Below are 15473 nucleotides of genomic sequence, written 5' to 3' on the forward strand. Positions count from 1 at the left end.
TCACTTGCTCGGCACGGTCGGCGTTGCGTAGAATGCCGCGCTCGCCCCCCAGCATAGGCAAAAACCATAATCGGGTATACCGACCGATGTTAGGCTAGCACTTGGTTGAGTGTACCCAGCAAGCTGATGACTATGCGCTGCGAAACGCTAAAGCTAACCGCCTAGTGCTGCTGCAAGTAGTTGTTTTTGATATGGTTTAACAGAAAAACCAGTTTCGTATCTATGGCACCAGCACGGCGTTAGCGCGATTCTTCTAGAGAGACTACCGTACTGCGCCATCCAGGATATGGAAGCGATAGTAACGTTCCGCAGTCGAGCTAAAATTGGTGAGCAAGTCATTGGACTCAGCCACATACAGGCTAATCAGGGCCAAGAATTGTATAGGTCGCTCACGCATTACTAAATAACCCATTCCGAATTTATAGTCCTGCCTCAAAAGGTATAGCAGTCATACTTTACAAATTATGTATAGTATTAACAGTTATTTTTTTGACACTATCCATTCTTTAAATATTTTTCTTGCGTGCCATAAAATATCTTTACTATATTTTATATCAAATGGTTTAGCCCTAAATGATAGAGAAGCATAGTAAATACCTTTCCAAATCTGCTTTTTATAAAAAAAATAACTGGATTCCTTTTGAAATTTATTTATTTTGAGGCCAGCTCTTAAGTTGAGAACAAGTTTATTTATTTGTTTTTTTCTATCAAGACCTTTAATTTTTTTAATATCGGAAGTTAAATTTTTTTCAAGAAATTCATCTACAAATTCTTTTTGCTCATAATAATGAGTGATGAATTGGCCACACTCATTTAGCTCTACGGTTACTTGCAATGCTAAACTAAATGCTAACTGTTCGCTAAGTATCCACTCAGTTGATTGATAAAAATCATTTGCCATGTTATATATATCAGGAATAATGCGAGCCATCTCAGGCGTTAACCCTAAAACTCCTGAATTCCATGAATAATGATGTCTATTGAAATTAACATTTTTATTATCTAATATATATGATTTATTTTCAATTAAATTAAGAAAAGATTTAGGTAAATTATCAGAATTAAAAACATATCTATAAAGCTCAATAGCATCTTCCAATAAATATTCTTTCACATGCATAAATATTTTTCCCTTTACTGCTTCTTCAAATAGTTTGATAGGGTCTTGAATAAAAAAAGTATCAGAATCGATAAAAAGCAAATAATCTTGTGGATATTTATTAAAAGTTTTCTCGACTATGGCAATTTTGACTATATGAATAAAATTGGCAGGGCCTTTCAGTTGCACTATTTCAGATTTAGATATAGGGATTATATCTAAATCTGATTCAAAATTATAAGATTTAAATAAATCTGCATTATCGGTAAATATTACAAACCTTATCTTCTGCTTGTTTCCTGAGTAATAGCATTCGAAACTGAGCATCATAAAAATTGCTCTATTATATTCCAATATATTTCCATAAGAAAGTATTAATATATTTATCATATCTATTTTTTAAAGAGTTATTGGTCTGACAAAAGTAAAACGTTTGACAGTATTTGAGCGAAAAATTTAATACAACCAATGCATCTGCGCCCACATGCGAATAGGTTGTGCGCACTACTACAGCAGAATGGCGGCCAGCGCGTAGTCGGCCAGTAAGATGGAGATGATGGAGTTGGTAACGGCGGCCGTGCTGGCCTTGCCCACCTCCAGCGCGCCACCCTTCAGCGTGTAGCCTTTGTAGGAGGAAATGGCTGATACCAGGAAGGCAAACACCACCGACTTTATCAGCGAGAAAAGCACCGTGTAGGGCTTAAAGGCGTAGCGAATGCCTTCAATGTACTCGGCGCCGCTCATGGTGCCCGAAAGCTGCGTGGCCACGTAGCCGCCCAGAATACTCAAATTCATGGCCAGAATAACGAGCAGCGGAAACACGAATAGCGAAGCCAGAATGCGCGGCAGCACCAGATAGGAAGCCGAGTTGATGCCCATCGCGTCGATGGCCGAAATCTGCTCGGTGATGCGCATGGTACCCAGGCCGCCCGCAATGGCCGAGCCCACTTTGCCCGCCAGCACCACCGAAATAATGGTGGGCGCCAGCTCCAGAATGGTCATTTCGCGCACCATAAAGCCCACGGTGCTCATCGGAATGAGCGGGTTAACCATGTTGTAGGCAATCTGCACGCAGGTTACGGCGCCGATGAAGGTCGAAACCAGGCCCACGATAAAAACGGAGTCGGTACCGATTTCGACGGCCTCGTCGAGGGTGCGGTGCCAGAGCACCTGGCGGCGCTCGGGGCGGGTTACCATCATTTGCATCAACAGCACGAAGCGGCCAAACGCAGATATTGGCCGAGGATATTTATACATCACCTAGAGATAACTAACGAGCCGCAAAGGTACGGCCCAGGCCGGGCGGCAAAAATGAACGTCGGGTAGGGCTAGCCCTACCCGACGTTTGAACGCTCGCTATACTTTAACGCTGGGGCCGATTTAATACAGCACGTCCTCGACCGGCAGCAGGGGCTTGGGCAGGTCGGTTTCGCCGAGCAGCTCGCGCAGGTCGATTTCGATGCTGCGGCAGATGGCTTCCATTGGCACATCATTGGGCTGGTTGTCGAAGGGGTTTTCGCTGTTGTGGCCCACTAGCTCGATGGTATTAAATACCCAACTGACGGTGGCCGCAAACGGCACCATGAGCCACACGTGAAACTGCCCTAGGGCTAGCCGGTGGTCAAACTCCTCGACGAGGCCCAGCGGCAGGATGGCGGCAAAAATCCAGACGAAGACGTAGCTAAAATAGGCGTACTGGCGCGGGAAAGGCGTGTTTTTGATGCGCTCGCAGGCCCCCTGTGCATTGAACAGGTCCTGGATAGTATCCATCAGCGCCACGTGGCGAAACTCGGTGAGCAGGCCATTCTGGTGCAGGTCGAGTATTTCCTTGCTTTGGTGGCGCAGCAAGTGGGTAGGTGGGTTGGCCGTGGTTTTGAGGGCGCGGTCGGCGGGGTCGGTGAGGAAGGGCGCCACCTCGGCCTCCCAGCGCTCGGCCGTTTGGCGGCGCAGGTGCAGGCGCAGGGCGTTGCACCAGGCTAGCTGGCGGTAGAGCAGGCGGCGGTGCAGCTCGTGGGTGGCTACGGGGCTGGGCAGCCGCTCGCCGGGCAGCGGCTGCACGAAGTCGAACACCCGCAGCGTCCAGGTGCGCGAGGTGTTTACGATGGCGCCCCACAGCTGCCGACCCTCCCAGAAGCGGGCGTAGGAGCCGTTGCTTTTAAAACCAATGTAAAAGGCCACCGCCGTGCCGAGCATGGCCACCGGCTGCCACGGAATGTCGAGCCAGTGAATATCGAGCGGCCCGTAGAGCAGGCAGATAAAGGCATCGTAGCCGGCAAAGATGAGCAGCGGCCGCCAGCCGTAATTGCGCCACACAAAACTGGCGCGAAGATTTTTGCGAACGTACATGGATAAAACGAGTAAGCCATATTTTCGGCAGCCAAAGGCTGGGGTCCCGCCGGGCGGCGCGTTCTTTGCCTTGGGTATACGGCGCGGCGCGTTGTCGCGCTGCCCGCCCCATTACCCCCGGTGGCGGGCGATTGTTGGCCTGGCTCTTTCTCTTTAATTTATGTTTACTCTTCGTCCTGCGGCCCTGCTGCTCGCCCTGGCCGCCGCCACGCCGGCCCTGGCCCAGAAACCCGTCAAGCTCAAGTACAAAGCCGACGACCCCAAGACCGTTTACGACGCCGTGGAGCAACCCGCCGTGCCCAAGGGCGGCCCCCAGGCCTACGCCGAGTACCTGGCTAGCCACCAGAAATACCCCACCGCCGCCATGCAGGCCAAGCAGGAAGGCACCGTGCTGGTAACCTTCGTGGTCGAGCGCAGCGGCAGCGTGGGCGAGGTCGAAGTAAAGCAGCCGGTAGCCCCGCTGCTCGACGCCGAGGCCATTCGGGTGGTGAAAGCCGGCCCCAAGTGGACGCCCGCCCACAACCACGGCCAGCTGGTGCGCCAGCGCGTAACGCTGCCCGTGAGCTTCGTGCTGGCCCAGGGCTCGGGCGAAACCGTGGAGGTACCCGCCGCTGGCAGCACCAAGCCCGGCCAGCCGCTACCACCCGGCGCGGTGGCTGCCGCGCCGGGCACCACCTCGGTAGTAGGCACCACGGCGAGCGGCACCAACATCATACGGCCCGAAAAATCGGCCCAGCCGGTGGGTGGCAACGCGGCATTTTTTACCTGGATAGCCGAGCACCAGCAGTACCCGGCGCTGGCCCGCAAGCGCCGCATTCAAGCCAAGGTGCCGGTCGAGTTCGTGGTGCAGCCCGACGGCTCGCTCACCGATGTGCGCGTGGTGCAGAAGCACGGCTCGGGGCTGGATGAAGAGGCAGTGCGCCTCATCAAAGCCGCGCCCAAATGGGAGCCGGCGCTCTATCAGGGCAAACCAATAAAGCAAAAGATGGCTTTGCCGGTTATATTCCAACTGTAGGGCTGGGTGCGCGTCGGCACGCAACCGCGCTAGCCCCAGCTTTCTCGGTCTATGTCCCTTTTCTGCGCCATGACGCCCACCCACGCCCTTACCCGGCCGGCTACGCCGGCTTTGCCCGCTCACTTCATCTGGCCTCACCAAGGCCGCTACCGCGAGAGCGCCCAGGCCATTGCCCAGGCGCTGTTTGATGCCCTCGACGATGACCTGCGCCCGCAGGTGTCGGTGCTCTGCTTGTCGCTCGACCCCTCCGCCCCCCAGCTGGTGTGCCAGGAGCCGGCCGAAAGCGAGCTGCCCAGCGACGCCTTTGCCGAAGTAGTGGCCGATGGCTTGGTGCTGGAAGCTACCGGCCTGGGGCCGCCCGTGGCGAAGTCGGCCGACTGGATGAACCCCGCGCAGGTGCGGCAGCGCCTCGAAAACCTGGGCATTCGGGCCGCGCTGCTGCAAGTGCTGGAGCGGCTCGACGCCGGCGCCACCACCCAGCATTTTGTGGGCTACCCGGTGCGCATCAACGGCTACATGGTATTTACGCTGCTGCGGGTGCAGCGCAAGCCGCTGCGCTCGTACCCGGCCCTCAAGCCCGACCGCTTTTACACCACCGGCAAGCCGGTGGCCAACTCGCTGCTGGCGGCGGCCATGTACCGCTTCAACGAGGAGTGCTATAAGTCTTTGAATGAGCCCTCGCCCGGCGCGGGCTTTCTTTTCCGCCCGCGCGATACGGAGGAGCTATTGCGCGCCGCCGGCCAGAGCCTGCTCGACACGCCCGCCCTGGCCCTGGGCACCGACCCGGCGCTAGCCCAGCTTTTTACTACGCTCAATACCATTTCGAGCCTGCGCTATGAGGGCGCCGAGGGCATCGGCCGGCTGCTGCTGGTGCCGCGCGGCCACCCCAATATCGAGGAGGTATTTGCCCTCACCTGCCCCACCGAGCTCAGCGACTACCGCGCCGTGCGCAAGCTGCTCGAAATGACCAGCCACGACGTGCATCTGCTCGCCGACGGCGAAAAAGTGTATGCGCTAGGCCGCCAGACGGGCCACTACGATGCCGCCCGCGAAGACCTGTTCGACATTCACTTCGTGACGCACTACGCTTGGGAGTTTGCCCACGCCGGGCAGGTGCTGCTGCGCTCGCGCTACGGCCTGCCCAACCTGCCGCGCCCGCGCCTCAACCGCACCCGCTTCAAGCGCGACCTCAAGCGCACCTTCGACCTGCACCGCACCGATAAGGTGGCCCTGCTCTGGGACGTGGTGCTCGAAGCCAGCAAGCAGCCCAAGGGTACGCTGCTCGTCATCACCACCGAAGCCCTGGCCGAGGCCGACCGCCTCAAGCTACAATGCACGCTTATCGAGCCGGTGCCGCTCACGCCGCTCATTACCCAGCTCATCACCAGCATCGACGGCGCCGTGCTGCTCGACCCCGATGGCTATTGCTACTCCATCGGCGTTATTCTCGATGGCAAGGCTAGCGGCCACGGCAACGGCACCCGCGGCGCCCGCTTCAACTCGGCCGTGCGCTACGTTGAAAGCTCGCCCTACCCCTGCCTCGTGGTGGTAGTGAGCGAAGACGGCATGGTGGATGTACTCACCAAAGAGAACCTAGCCGAAACGCGGGAGTAATAGTAAAATAAACCGAACGTCAGGCTTTGACAAGCTCAGCCTGACGTTCGGTTTATTTTACTATTACTGCTTCGCCCGAAACGACCACGTAATTTTAAATACCGCGACCACGTCGCCGGCTTCATCGCGGCCGGTGCTGGTGCATATCACCGTGCGGCCTTCGCCGGTGGCGCGGCTTTCGGCCACGGCCTGGGCAATGGCCGCGCCATCGGGGCAGGTAAAAGCGATGGTGCCCACCGCCTTCTTGCTAAACTCGGCCGTGAGTCCCACCACCAGCATCGACACCGGCCCGTCGCGCTGCACCTGCATCAGCGCCTGAATACCGCTGGCCAGCTCGGCCGCCATGCTCAGGCAGGCGAAGTAGATGCTGCGAAACGGATTCTGGGTAAGGTACTTGTAACGAATAGTAACGGTGGCCGCCTCCGGCGTGAGCGCGCGCAGGCGCAAGCCGGCCAGCCAGGCCATTGGCAGCTTGCGCAGCAGAAAGAGGCGCAGCTTGGCGGGTTTCAGCACTTGGCGGCGAAAAGCGGCGGCGGCGGCCGGCGAATCGGCCGCCGGAATGGCAGCAGTGGACATAGTAGTGGCCGGGCCGCCTTGACACCGGCTGGCCCTGGGCGAAGCTAGGGCTTTTTTGGATTAGCCGCCGCAGGGCGCACCACCAATTCGCGGTAGCCGAAGGTCATATCAATCTCGCGCCCGAAGCGCAGCGCGGGCAGCGCCCCCAGCACAATTTCGGCGGTGGTGTACACGCGGCAGCCTTCGAGCAGGTGGCCGCCCAGGGTGCGCCCGGTACTGTCGGCCACGGCCAGGTGCAAGTGCCCGCCGCCCGAGGCCGAGAGTGTGCCCACGAGCGATACTATCTCAAAGTGCCCGTGGTAGTGAGTGGCAGTCTCTTGGTTGGCTAGCCGCAGGCGCACGTCGGTGAGGCTGCCCACGCAGGTAAGCACGGCGCCCGCTTCGAGGTGATGCGCCGCCACAAAGGCCGTGAGCTGCTGGTGCAGGTCATCGCCGGGCTTGAGGCGCAGGGCATAGGCAGTGAGCGGGGAAGAAAGAGCCATCGGCGCCAGCGACTGGGCTCACGCCGGGCTAGCCAGCCGCGCGAGCAGAAAAAGCAAAACAGGGTTTAGCACTGCACAAAAGAACATCAGGCGGCGCTTGCCTACGCAGCGCCGCCTGACGTACTAGTGCTTTATGCTGGTAATCTACTTGCTGAAACGCACCGTGCCGTAGCGCACTTTAATATTGACATTGCCGGCGCCGGGCGCGGGCACCCGGCCGCCATACACGCCCATTACGTCGGCAATACCATCCGTCTTGCCGCCTTCCGAGAGCACGCGCACCTGTTTTTTATCGACTAGCAACTGGCCCTGCTCGGTGCTCACGTCGAAGCGAAAGCTAGGCGTGGCTTCGGCAAAACCCAGCCGGATGGTACTGTAACCGCCGTCCAGGGTTATCTGGCGGAAGTTGGCTCCCATGTCACGCACCTCAAAATCGGGGCAGTAGCGCACGGCCATGTCGAGGCCCTCGCTAAGCTTGCCCACGGTAAAGTGCGAGTAGCCCGATGAGCCGCGCAGGGTGCGCACCGTGCCCAGGGCCACGTCGCCGTATTTGCTGTGCACCGTGAGGTCGTGCACGGTGCCCATATCCACGTCAGAATAATTGGTTTGCAGCTCAATCTGCGCGCCGGCATCGAGGCGTAGGCGGGCGTAGTCGGCTTGCAGACTAGCCTGCCGAACGTAGGGTAGGGTGGCATCGCCGTTGGCAATGTGCACTACGTTGCCAGCCCCGTTGAGGCGGCCAGTGCGCAGCGTGCCGTAGTTGACGGTGAGCTGCGCCGGCCCCTGCCAGTCGCCATTCATCGTCACATCGGCAAAAGAAGTGGTGAGGCGCAGCGCCGTGGACGCCGGCAGCCACACGGTGTAATTCACCTCGTAGCGGCAGCCACCACCACTGCACTTGCCCTTCAACGCCGGCCCAAACTGCGAGCTTACGGCCACGCCACCCGTGCGGGCATCGTAGTCGAGCCACTGCACGCCCAGGCCATCGAGCAGCTGGCTAGCCCCGGCGGCGGTTTCGGCACGGGCAATAAGCTCAGCTTCGACTTTCATTTCCGGCCTGTCCCAGGCACTGATGCGCACGTGGCCGTAGCGCGTATCGAGGGCAAACGCCTGCCCCGCCTTAACCACCCGAAAGCTGCGGCTCAGGCGCCGCCGCTGCTCGATGGGCGGCGTAGTTTCTTCCTGGCTAGGGTGCGGCTGAGGCTGAGCGGCGGGGCCGTCCTGCCCGGCACTACCCGGCACCGGCGCCACGTAGTAGCTCATCTGCCCGCGCTCGGGCGCGGGCTCCGGCGCAGTCTGCGCCAGCCCAGGCAAGGCCAGGCTGGCTAGCCCAGCCGCTAGCAGCCAGGCAGGGTTAGTTGCCATTGCGGCGGATGATATTATCGGCAATGCTGCGGCTATCGGCCAGCACGTACTCGCCATTATTGCCCGCGGCGCCGGCCAGGGCGGTCTGGTCGCCACCGTGCAGCTCAAGCTGGCGGTCCAGGATGTCGAGGCGAATTTGCAGGTTGCGGTTCATAGCCGTCAGCACTACTTCGGGCTGGGGGTGGCGTGGCAGCTCGCGTTTCAGCTGCTGGTAGCTGGAGTCGAGGCCCACCAGCTCGCGCGCCCACTCGGCGGTGGCGTCGGGGGCTAGCTGGCTGAGCTGGGTTTTGCGGTCGGTAAGCTGGGCAACGTAGTAGCGCTCCATGCCGTGCACGGCCGTGTCGAGGCGGGCATCTACGTCGCCATTGCCCTGGCTGGCAGCCAGCAGCACGCTGGGGCTGGGGCCGAGGTACAACGCCGCATCGGCCGCGCTCTGGCCAGCGTCAGCAGCTTGTGCTACTGTGGCCGGGCGATGCTGCGTTTTCCAGGCTTCGCCCAGGCCGGCAGCCACCAGCAGCGCCACCAGGGCCGCCGCAATGCCGTAGCGCTGCCAGCGCTCGCTTTTTTGCACGCGCAGCACGGGCGGGGCCAGCGGTAGCCGGGCAGCGGGCTGGGTGAGGGAGGTAGCAGCAATAGCCATGTGCGGCACTTCAGCAGCGGCTGGGCTCTCGCCGTGCAGTTGCTTTTCCAGGGCGGCCCACATCTCGGGCCGGGGCTCGTGCAGGTCGAAGTCGGCCCGGTGCCGCTCCGCGTAATTTTCTAGTGAATGACGATTAATAGGTTCCATAATGAATAAGTCCCGCAAGGCAGCGGAGTAGGACTATTACGCGGGGCTAATACGAGTGCCCCGGCGCAATGGCCGGTAATGTGGGTGGGAAAAAGCAGAACTTTCGCAGCGGTAATCAACTAACTAACTCAGTCCGCGCTCCATAGCCAACTCGCGCAAACGGGTGCGCGCCCGGCTGTACTGCGACTTGGAGGTAGATTCCGTAATGCCCAGAATGCCGGCTATTTCGAGGTGGTCATACCCTTCGAGCAAGTACAAAGACAGTACCACGCGGTAGCCGTCGGGCAGCTCCTGGATGCAGCGGCGCAGCACGTCGGCGCGGTACTGCTGCTCCTCGGCGTCTTCGTGGGCGTGGGGTGGGCTAGCCTCGGCCGGGGCCGCATCGTGGTGAAAATCTTCGAGCGGCACCAGCTGCAATCTTCTTTGCCGCAGGCAGTTAATACTTTTATTGACTACTATCCGCTTGAGCCAGGCCCCAAACGACGAGTCGCCCTTGTAGCCGCTCAGCTCCCGAAATGCGCTCAGGAACGACTCCTGCAACACGTCCTCGGCCTCGGCATAGTCGCCGGTGATACGCAGGGCGGCGTTGAACATGGCTTTCGAGTAGCGGCGGTATAATTCGGCCTGCGCCTGCCGGTCATTTACGCGGCACCGCTCTACCAGCGGGGCATTGATGTCGATATACGCAACGGCTTCCATAGGCAAACTCAGCTTGGGTAGGGCGCAAATGTCGGGGGCAGTCCGGATTATAGCCAACAGACAATGCGCGTGGCGGCTAGGTTGCACTGGGGCACGTTAAGCTTCTGCTTTACCACGCTGCTGCAGCAACCGCACCACCAGGCCCGTCCAGCCGGTTTGGTGGCTAGCCCCCAGGCCGTGCCCATCATCGCCGTGGAAGAACTCGTGAAACAGCAGGTAGTCGCGAAAGTGCGGGTCGTCTTGCAGCGGCCCAGCCGGGCCGAAGGCCGGGCGGTGCCCCTTTTCGTCTTTCAGCAGCAGCCTAGCCAGGCGCTCGGAAAGGGCATCAGCTACCTGATTCAGGTTGTGCAGCTGGCCCGAGCCGGTTGGGTACTCCACTTTAAACGAATCGCCGTAGTAGCTATGAAACCGCTGCAACGATTCAATAATGAGGTAGTTGACTGGAAACCACACGGGCCCGCGCCAGTTGGAGTTGCCCCCAAACATATCCGACTCGGCCTCGCCGGCCACGTAGCGTACTTCAAAGCTGTCTTCCGTGGTGTGGTATTCATACGGGTGCTCCAGGTGGTAGCGCGAGAGCGAGCGAATGCCGTAGTCGGAAAGGAATTCCGTTTCGTCGAGCATGCGGGTAAGCACGCTCTTGAGGCGGCTGCGGCGCATCAGGCTCAGCAAGTGGCGGGCACCCTTGCCGGGCTCCTGCCAGCGGCTCACCAGCTCGGCCAGGTGCGGGCGGTGCTGCACCAGCCACCACGCCCGCGCCGTAAACTGCGGCACGGCGTCGAGCAGGTCATCCTCAATTACTTCGACGGCAAATAACGGAATCAGCCCCACCATCGAGCGGATGCGCAGGCGCTCGCGCGAGTCGTCGGGCATGTGCAGCACATCGTAGTAAAACTGGTCCTGCTCGTCCCAGAGGTTAAACTCACCGCCGCCACCCAGCGTCATGGCGTGGGCGATGTAGAGGAAGTGCTCGAAGAACTTGCTGGCCATTTCCTGGTACACCGGGTTGGTTTTGGCTAGCTCCAGGGCCATGCGCATCAGGTTGAGCGAGAACATGGCCATCCAGCTGGTGCCATCACTCTGCTCAATCTTGCCACCCGTAGGCAGCGGCGCCGAGCGGTCAAACACCCCAATGTTATCCATTCCCAGAAAGCCGCCCTCGAAAATGTTGCGCTCGTCGCGGTCTTTGCGGTTTACCCACCAGGTAAACGTCATCACGAGCTTCTGGAAAACGGCCTCCAGAAACACGTTGTCACCGTTGCCACCATTGAGCTTGCGGTCCATCTGGTACACGCGCCAGGTGGCCCAGGCGTGCACCGGCGCATTCACGTCCTCAAACTTCCACTCGTAGGCGGGCATCTGGCCATTCGGGTGCAGGTAGCCGTCCTGGGTCAGCAGCCGCAGCTGCTGCTTGGCAAAGCTGGCATCGAGCATAGCTAGCGGCAGGCAGTGAAACGCCAAATCCCAGGCCGCGTACCACGGATATTCCCACTTGTCGGGCATCGAAATGATGTCGGCGTTGTGCAGGTGCCGCCACGCCGCGTTGCGCCCTTTTTGGCGGGCTCCTTGCGGAGCCGGCCACTTGGGGTCGCCATCGAGCCACTGGCTCACGTCGTAGTAGTAGTACTGCTTGCTCCACAGCATGCCGGCAAAGGCCTGGCGCTGCACGGCCCGCGCATCGGGGCTAGCCACGCCTTCCTGCACGCACTCGTAAAACACGTCCGCCTCCTGCTGCCGCTCTGTAAAAACCTGGTCAAAATCAGCAAACGGCGCCTCGTGCGTGGGCTGGCTCAGGCGCAGGCACACCTGCTGCGACTCGCCCGGCGCAATGGTCAGCGTGTACTGGGCCGCCGCTTTGGTGCCGCGCTGGGCTGGGTTCACCGCCTTGCGGTGGCCGTGCACCACGTAGTTGTTGATGCCATCCTTGTAGTAGCTGCCCCAACCTGCCTGGCGGCGCAGCAGTCGCGGGTTGGTCTCGTTTTCGCAAAACAGCAGCCGGCTAGCCCCCTCGCAATACAAGTGGTACTGCCCCAGCGCGTGGTGCGTGGCCACTACCCTATCGGGCCGTGCCTGCCGCAGTTCAGGCTTGCTGGCGTCGTAGCCCCAGGCCCAAGTGTTGCGAAACCACAGCTGCGGCAGCACGTGCAGTATTGCGGCTTCCGGCCCGCGGTTGTGCGCCGTAATGCGCACCAGCACGTCTTCCGGCCCCGCCTTGGCATATTCGATAAACACGTCGAAGTAACGGTCTTCGTCAAAAATGCCGGTATCCAGCAGTTCGTATTCCGGCTCCAGCCGGGTGCGCCGGGCATTCTCCACCCGCAGCTCATCGTAAGGAAATGCCCGCTGCGGATACTTGTACAGCATTTTCATGTACGAGTGCGTGGGTGTGCTATCGAGGTAATAGTACTGCTCCTTCACATCCTCGCCGTGGTTACCCTGGCCATTGGTCAGGCCGAAGAGCCGTTCCTTGAGCTGGGTATCCACCCCGTTCCACAACCCCACGCCAAAGCAGAGCTGCTGGTCGTCGTCGCTCAGGCCGGCTAGCCCTTCCTCGCCCCAGCGATAGGCGTAGCCGCGCGCCATGTCGTGCGTGATAAAGTCCCAGGCATTACCATCGGCACTGTAATCTTCGCGCACCGTACCCCACTGCCGCTCGGTGAGGTAGGGCCCAAATTTCTTCCAGGCCGCCGTCTGGTTATTGGCTTCCGCCAAGCGTCGCTGTTCCTGCATAATAACTCGTTTTATTCCCAACCAGCAACTACGACCAAACCGCAGCTGCATCTCAAGCGCTGGCTAGCCCCCAAATTCTTCCTCATACTACTTGCGGCTCGCACAGTTGCCTTTATTAAGGCTTGACCCGTAAAATCTTCCTAAGCTTTCCCCCGCATAAAAAAAGGATGCACCTCGCGGCGCATCCCTTTTCCGGTTTCAGCTTAGCCTAAAACTACTCGGCCTTCTCGGCTTCCTCACGGGTTTCGCCGTTGGTCAGCGTATCGGTAGCCGTGTCGGCCGGGGCCGACTCAGTAGTGGTAGCAGCCGGAGCATCAGCAACCACGGCGGCCGACGTACCAGCCTCGTTGCCAGCAGTCTCATTCTTGCCACCACGGCGACGCGAACGACGGGTAGTAGTAGTTTTGGCTTCGCTAGCAGTTTTAGCTTCGAGCAAAGTCTCGTTGAAGTCAACCAGCTCGATGATGCACATATCCGCATTGTCGCCGGCGCGGGTGGCGCTCAGTTTCAGAATGCGGGTATAGCCACCGGGGCGGTTGGCAATGCGGCCGGCTACTTCGCCGTACAGCTCCTTGAGGCTTTCCTTGTTTTGCAGGGTAGCAAATACGGTACGGCGCGAGTGCGTCGTGTCGTCCTTCGCCTTAGTCAGCAGCGGCTCAATGTACTGGCGCAAAGCCTTAGCTTTAGCAACCGTCGTAGTCACGCGCTTGTGCAGGATGAGCGACGAAGCCATGTTCGACAACATCGCGTGGCGGTGGGCGGTAGTACGGCCCAGGTGGTTGATTTTTTTACCGTGTCGCATCGGACAATTTGGTTAAATGCTACGCTTGCGGACCAGGACCACGGCGGGTCGCTAGAACCTCATTAGAACCCTAGCCCCGAGGGCGTAGCGGATGAATAAAAAGTAACTACAAAAAATTGCTGGCTGCCAAGTCCTTAGTAAGGATTCAGCAGCCAGCAAGGCACTCTACTACTAGTCTTCGTCGAGGCGGTATTTGCTCAGGTCCATGCCAAAGTGCAGGCCCTTTTCTTCTACCAGGTTTTCCAGCTCCGTGAGGCTCTTCTTACCAAAGTTGCGAAACTTCATCATATCGGCCATGTCGAGCTGCACCAGTTCGCCCAGGGTCTTGATGTCAGCCGCTTTCAGGCAGTTGTAAGCCCGTACCGAGAGGTCCATCTCACCAAGCGAGGTTTTAAGCACCTTACGCATGGCTAGGGTTTCTTCGTCAATCGGCTCAGCCGCTACCGGGCGGTTGCCGCTCAGTTGCATCGTGCTGTCCGAGAACAACATGAAGTGCTGAATCAGGATATTAGCCGCACCTTTCAGCGCTTCTTCAGGGTGAATCGAGCCGTCGGTCGAGATTTCAATCAGCAGGCGCTCGTAGTCAGTTTTCTGCTCTACACGCGTGTTCTCGATGCTGTATTTCACGTTCTTGATGGGCGTGTAAATAGCATCAATGGCAATCTGACCGAAAACCTGGTCGGCCGGCTTGTTCTCATCGGCGGGCACGTAGCCACGGCCACGCGCTACCGTCAACTCAAACTCCAACTCTTTGGCCGGGTCAAGGTTGCAGATAACCAGCTTCGGGTTCAGAATCTGGAAGCCCACGGCGAACTTGCCGATGTCGCCCGCCGTGAAGCTGTCTTGCCCGCTGATACGCACCGTAATCTTGTCCTCAATAGCATCGCTGATTTTCTTGAAGCGCACCTGCTTGAGGTTAAGGATGATTTCGGACATGTCCTCAATCACGCCTTCAATCGTCGAAAACTCATGCAGCACCGAAGTCGTGCGCACCGACGTAATGGCGAAGCCCTCCAGCGACGACAACAGAATGCGACGAAGCGCGTTCCCAATCGTGACGCCGTAGCCCTTCTCCAGAGGCTTGAATTCAAACGTCCCGGTGAAGTCGTCGGATTTCTCCATCACCACCTTCTCCGGCATCTGAAAAGCTAAGATTGACATATGTGGGGCAGTTAATTAGTGTATACAGGAAAAGCAAGCCGAAGCTTGCCTCAAATTTGGCTAGCCAACCAAAACCACGAGTGGGTTGTTTTCGTGCCCTAGCGCGCTAATAAGCAGCAGCATAGCCACACCGGCTTAGCACAAATGCGGCCCGAGCCAAGCCCGGGCCGCACCAAGTGCCAGTATTACTTCGAATACAGTTCGACAATGAGCTGCTCCGTAATTTTCTCCGGAATCAGGTCACGCGACGGCATATTGGTGAACTTGCCCACCATGTCTTTGCCATCCCACTCCAGCCACGAGAACTGACGAGCATTGCGCACGGTCAGCGAAGTCGTGATGGCTTCGAGCGACTTCGACTTCTCACGCACGCCAACGAGGTCGCCGGGACGGAGCTTGTAAGAAGGAATGTTTACCACTTCACCATTTACCGTGATGTGCTTGTGCGACACCAGCTGGCGCGCGGCGCGACGGGTGGTAGCGATACCCAGGCGGTAAACTACGTTGTCGAGACGCGATTCTAACAGGCCGAGCAAGTTCTCACCCGTAATGCCGGGGAGCACTGCTGCCTTGTGAAAGAGGTTTTCAAAGTATTTCTCCAGTACACCGTACAGGTACTTTACCTTTTGCTTCTCCATCAGCTGCACAGCGTATTCCGACTGCTTCTTGCGACGGCCACGGCCGTGCTGGCCGGGGGGGTAGTTCTTTTTATTGAGCGCTTTGCTCGGACCGAAAATCGGCTCCGAAAAGCGACGGGCGATTTTGGCGGTAGGGCCAGTATAACGTGCCATTTTAGA

The 15473-nt window shown here is 58.6% G+C and carries 14 protein-coding genes; 2 read left to right on the top strand and 12 right to left on the bottom strand.

Annotated elements, in window-relative coordinates; translation table 11 throughout:
• Positions 1 to 481 precede the first annotated feature (481 nt).
• From GKZ68_RS14340 to GKZ68_RS14350, 3 genes are all read right to left on the bottom strand, one after another.
• Positions 482 to 1489, bottom strand: coding sequence for a hypothetical protein (locus GKZ68_RS14340; protein ID WP_173115979.1), 1008 nt, complete (start codon positions 1487 to 1489; stop codon positions 482 to 484).
• A gap of 117 nt (positions 1490 to 1606) precedes the next feature.
• Positions 1607 to 2299, bottom strand: a complete 693-nt coding sequence (locus tag GKZ68_RS14345; RefSeq protein WP_254244011.1) for an ABC transporter permease — start codon at positions 2297 to 2299, stop codon at positions 1607 to 1609.
• 180 nt (positions 2300 to 2479) lie between these two features.
• On the bottom strand, positions 2480 to 3445 hold the full coding sequence (locus GKZ68_RS14350; RefSeq protein ID WP_173115983.1) for a bestrophin family protein: 966 nt from the start codon (positions 3443 to 3445) through the stop codon (positions 2480 to 2482).
• 160 nt (positions 3446 to 3605) lie between these two features.
• Here GKZ68_RS14350 and GKZ68_RS14355 point away from each other — a divergent pair, with 160 nt between their 5' ends.
• Positions 3606 to 4460 (top strand): energy transducer TonB, encoded by an 855-nt coding sequence (locus GKZ68_RS14355; protein WP_173115985.1) that lies wholly within the window; start codon positions 3606 to 3608, stop codon positions 4458 to 4460.
• Positions 4461 to 4511: 51 nt separating this feature from the next.
• Positions 4512 to 6074 carry a DNA integrity scanning protein DisA nucleotide-binding domain protein gene (locus tag GKZ68_RS14360; protein WP_173115987.1) on the top strand — a complete coding sequence of 521 codons (1563 nt, stop codon included), beginning with the start codon at positions 4512 to 4514 and terminating at the stop codon, positions 6072 to 6074.
• A 63-nt stretch (positions 6075 to 6137) separates the two neighbouring features.
• Here the strand turns inward: GKZ68_RS14360 and GKZ68_RS14365 are convergent, their stop codons facing one another.
• From GKZ68_RS14365 to rpsD, 9 genes are all read right to left on the bottom strand, one after another.
• Positions 6138 to 6650, bottom strand: coding sequence for a PaaI family thioesterase (locus GKZ68_RS14365; protein WP_173115989.1), 513 nt, complete (start codon positions 6648 to 6650; stop codon positions 6138 to 6140).
• A 44-nt stretch (positions 6651 to 6694) separates the two neighbouring features.
• Positions 6695 to 7132 (bottom strand): PPC domain-containing DNA-binding protein, encoded by a 438-nt coding sequence (locus tag GKZ68_RS14370; protein ID WP_173115991.1) that lies wholly within the window; start codon positions 7130 to 7132, stop codon positions 6695 to 6697.
• Between the two features lie 144 nt (positions 7133 to 7276).
• Positions 7277 to 8497: a hypothetical protein gene (locus GKZ68_RS14375; protein ID WP_173115993.1), complete on the bottom strand. Its 1221-nt coding sequence runs from the start codon at positions 8495 to 8497 to the stop codon at positions 7277 to 7279.
• Positions 8487 to 9284: a hypothetical protein gene (locus GKZ68_RS14380; RefSeq protein WP_173115995.1), complete on the bottom strand. Its 798-nt coding sequence runs from the start codon at positions 9282 to 9284 to the stop codon at positions 8487 to 8489. Before GKZ68_RS14380 ends, GKZ68_RS14375 begins: the two co-directional genes overlap by 11 nt.
• Before the next feature lie 123 nt (positions 9285 to 9407).
• Positions 9408 to 9983: an RNA polymerase sigma factor gene (locus GKZ68_RS14385; protein WP_173115997.1), complete on the bottom strand. Its 576-nt coding sequence runs from the start codon at positions 9981 to 9983 to the stop codon at positions 9408 to 9410.
• A 96-nt stretch (positions 9984 to 10079) separates the two neighbouring features.
• Positions 10080 to 12713 carry a glucosidase gene (locus GKZ68_RS14390; RefSeq protein ID WP_173115998.1) on the bottom strand — a complete coding sequence of 878 codons (2634 nt, stop codon included), beginning with the start codon at positions 12711 to 12713 and terminating at the stop codon, positions 10080 to 10082.
• A gap of 214 nt (positions 12714 to 12927) precedes the next feature.
• Positions 12928 to 13515 (bottom strand): 50S ribosomal protein L17, encoded by a 588-nt coding sequence (gene rplQ, locus GKZ68_RS14395; RefSeq protein WP_173116000.1) that lies wholly within the window; start codon positions 13513 to 13515, stop codon positions 12928 to 12930.
• Between the two features lie 171 nt (positions 13516 to 13686).
• Complete coding sequence (locus GKZ68_RS14400) at positions 13687 to 14676, bottom strand: DNA-directed RNA polymerase subunit alpha (protein ID WP_173116002.1); 990 nt, start codon at positions 14674 to 14676, stop codon at positions 13687 to 13689.
• A gap of 185 nt (positions 14677 to 14861) precedes the next feature.
• Positions 14862 to 15467 (bottom strand): 30S ribosomal protein S4, encoded by a 606-nt coding sequence (gene rpsD, locus GKZ68_RS14405; RefSeq protein ID WP_068340514.1) that lies wholly within the window; start codon positions 15465 to 15467, stop codon positions 14862 to 14864.
• Positions 15468 to 15473: the final 6 nt, after the last annotated feature.

The organism is Hymenobacter sp. BRD128 (assembly GCF_013256625.1).
Classification (GTDB): Bacteria; Bacteroidota; Bacteroidia; order Cytophagales; family Hymenobacteraceae; genus Hymenobacter.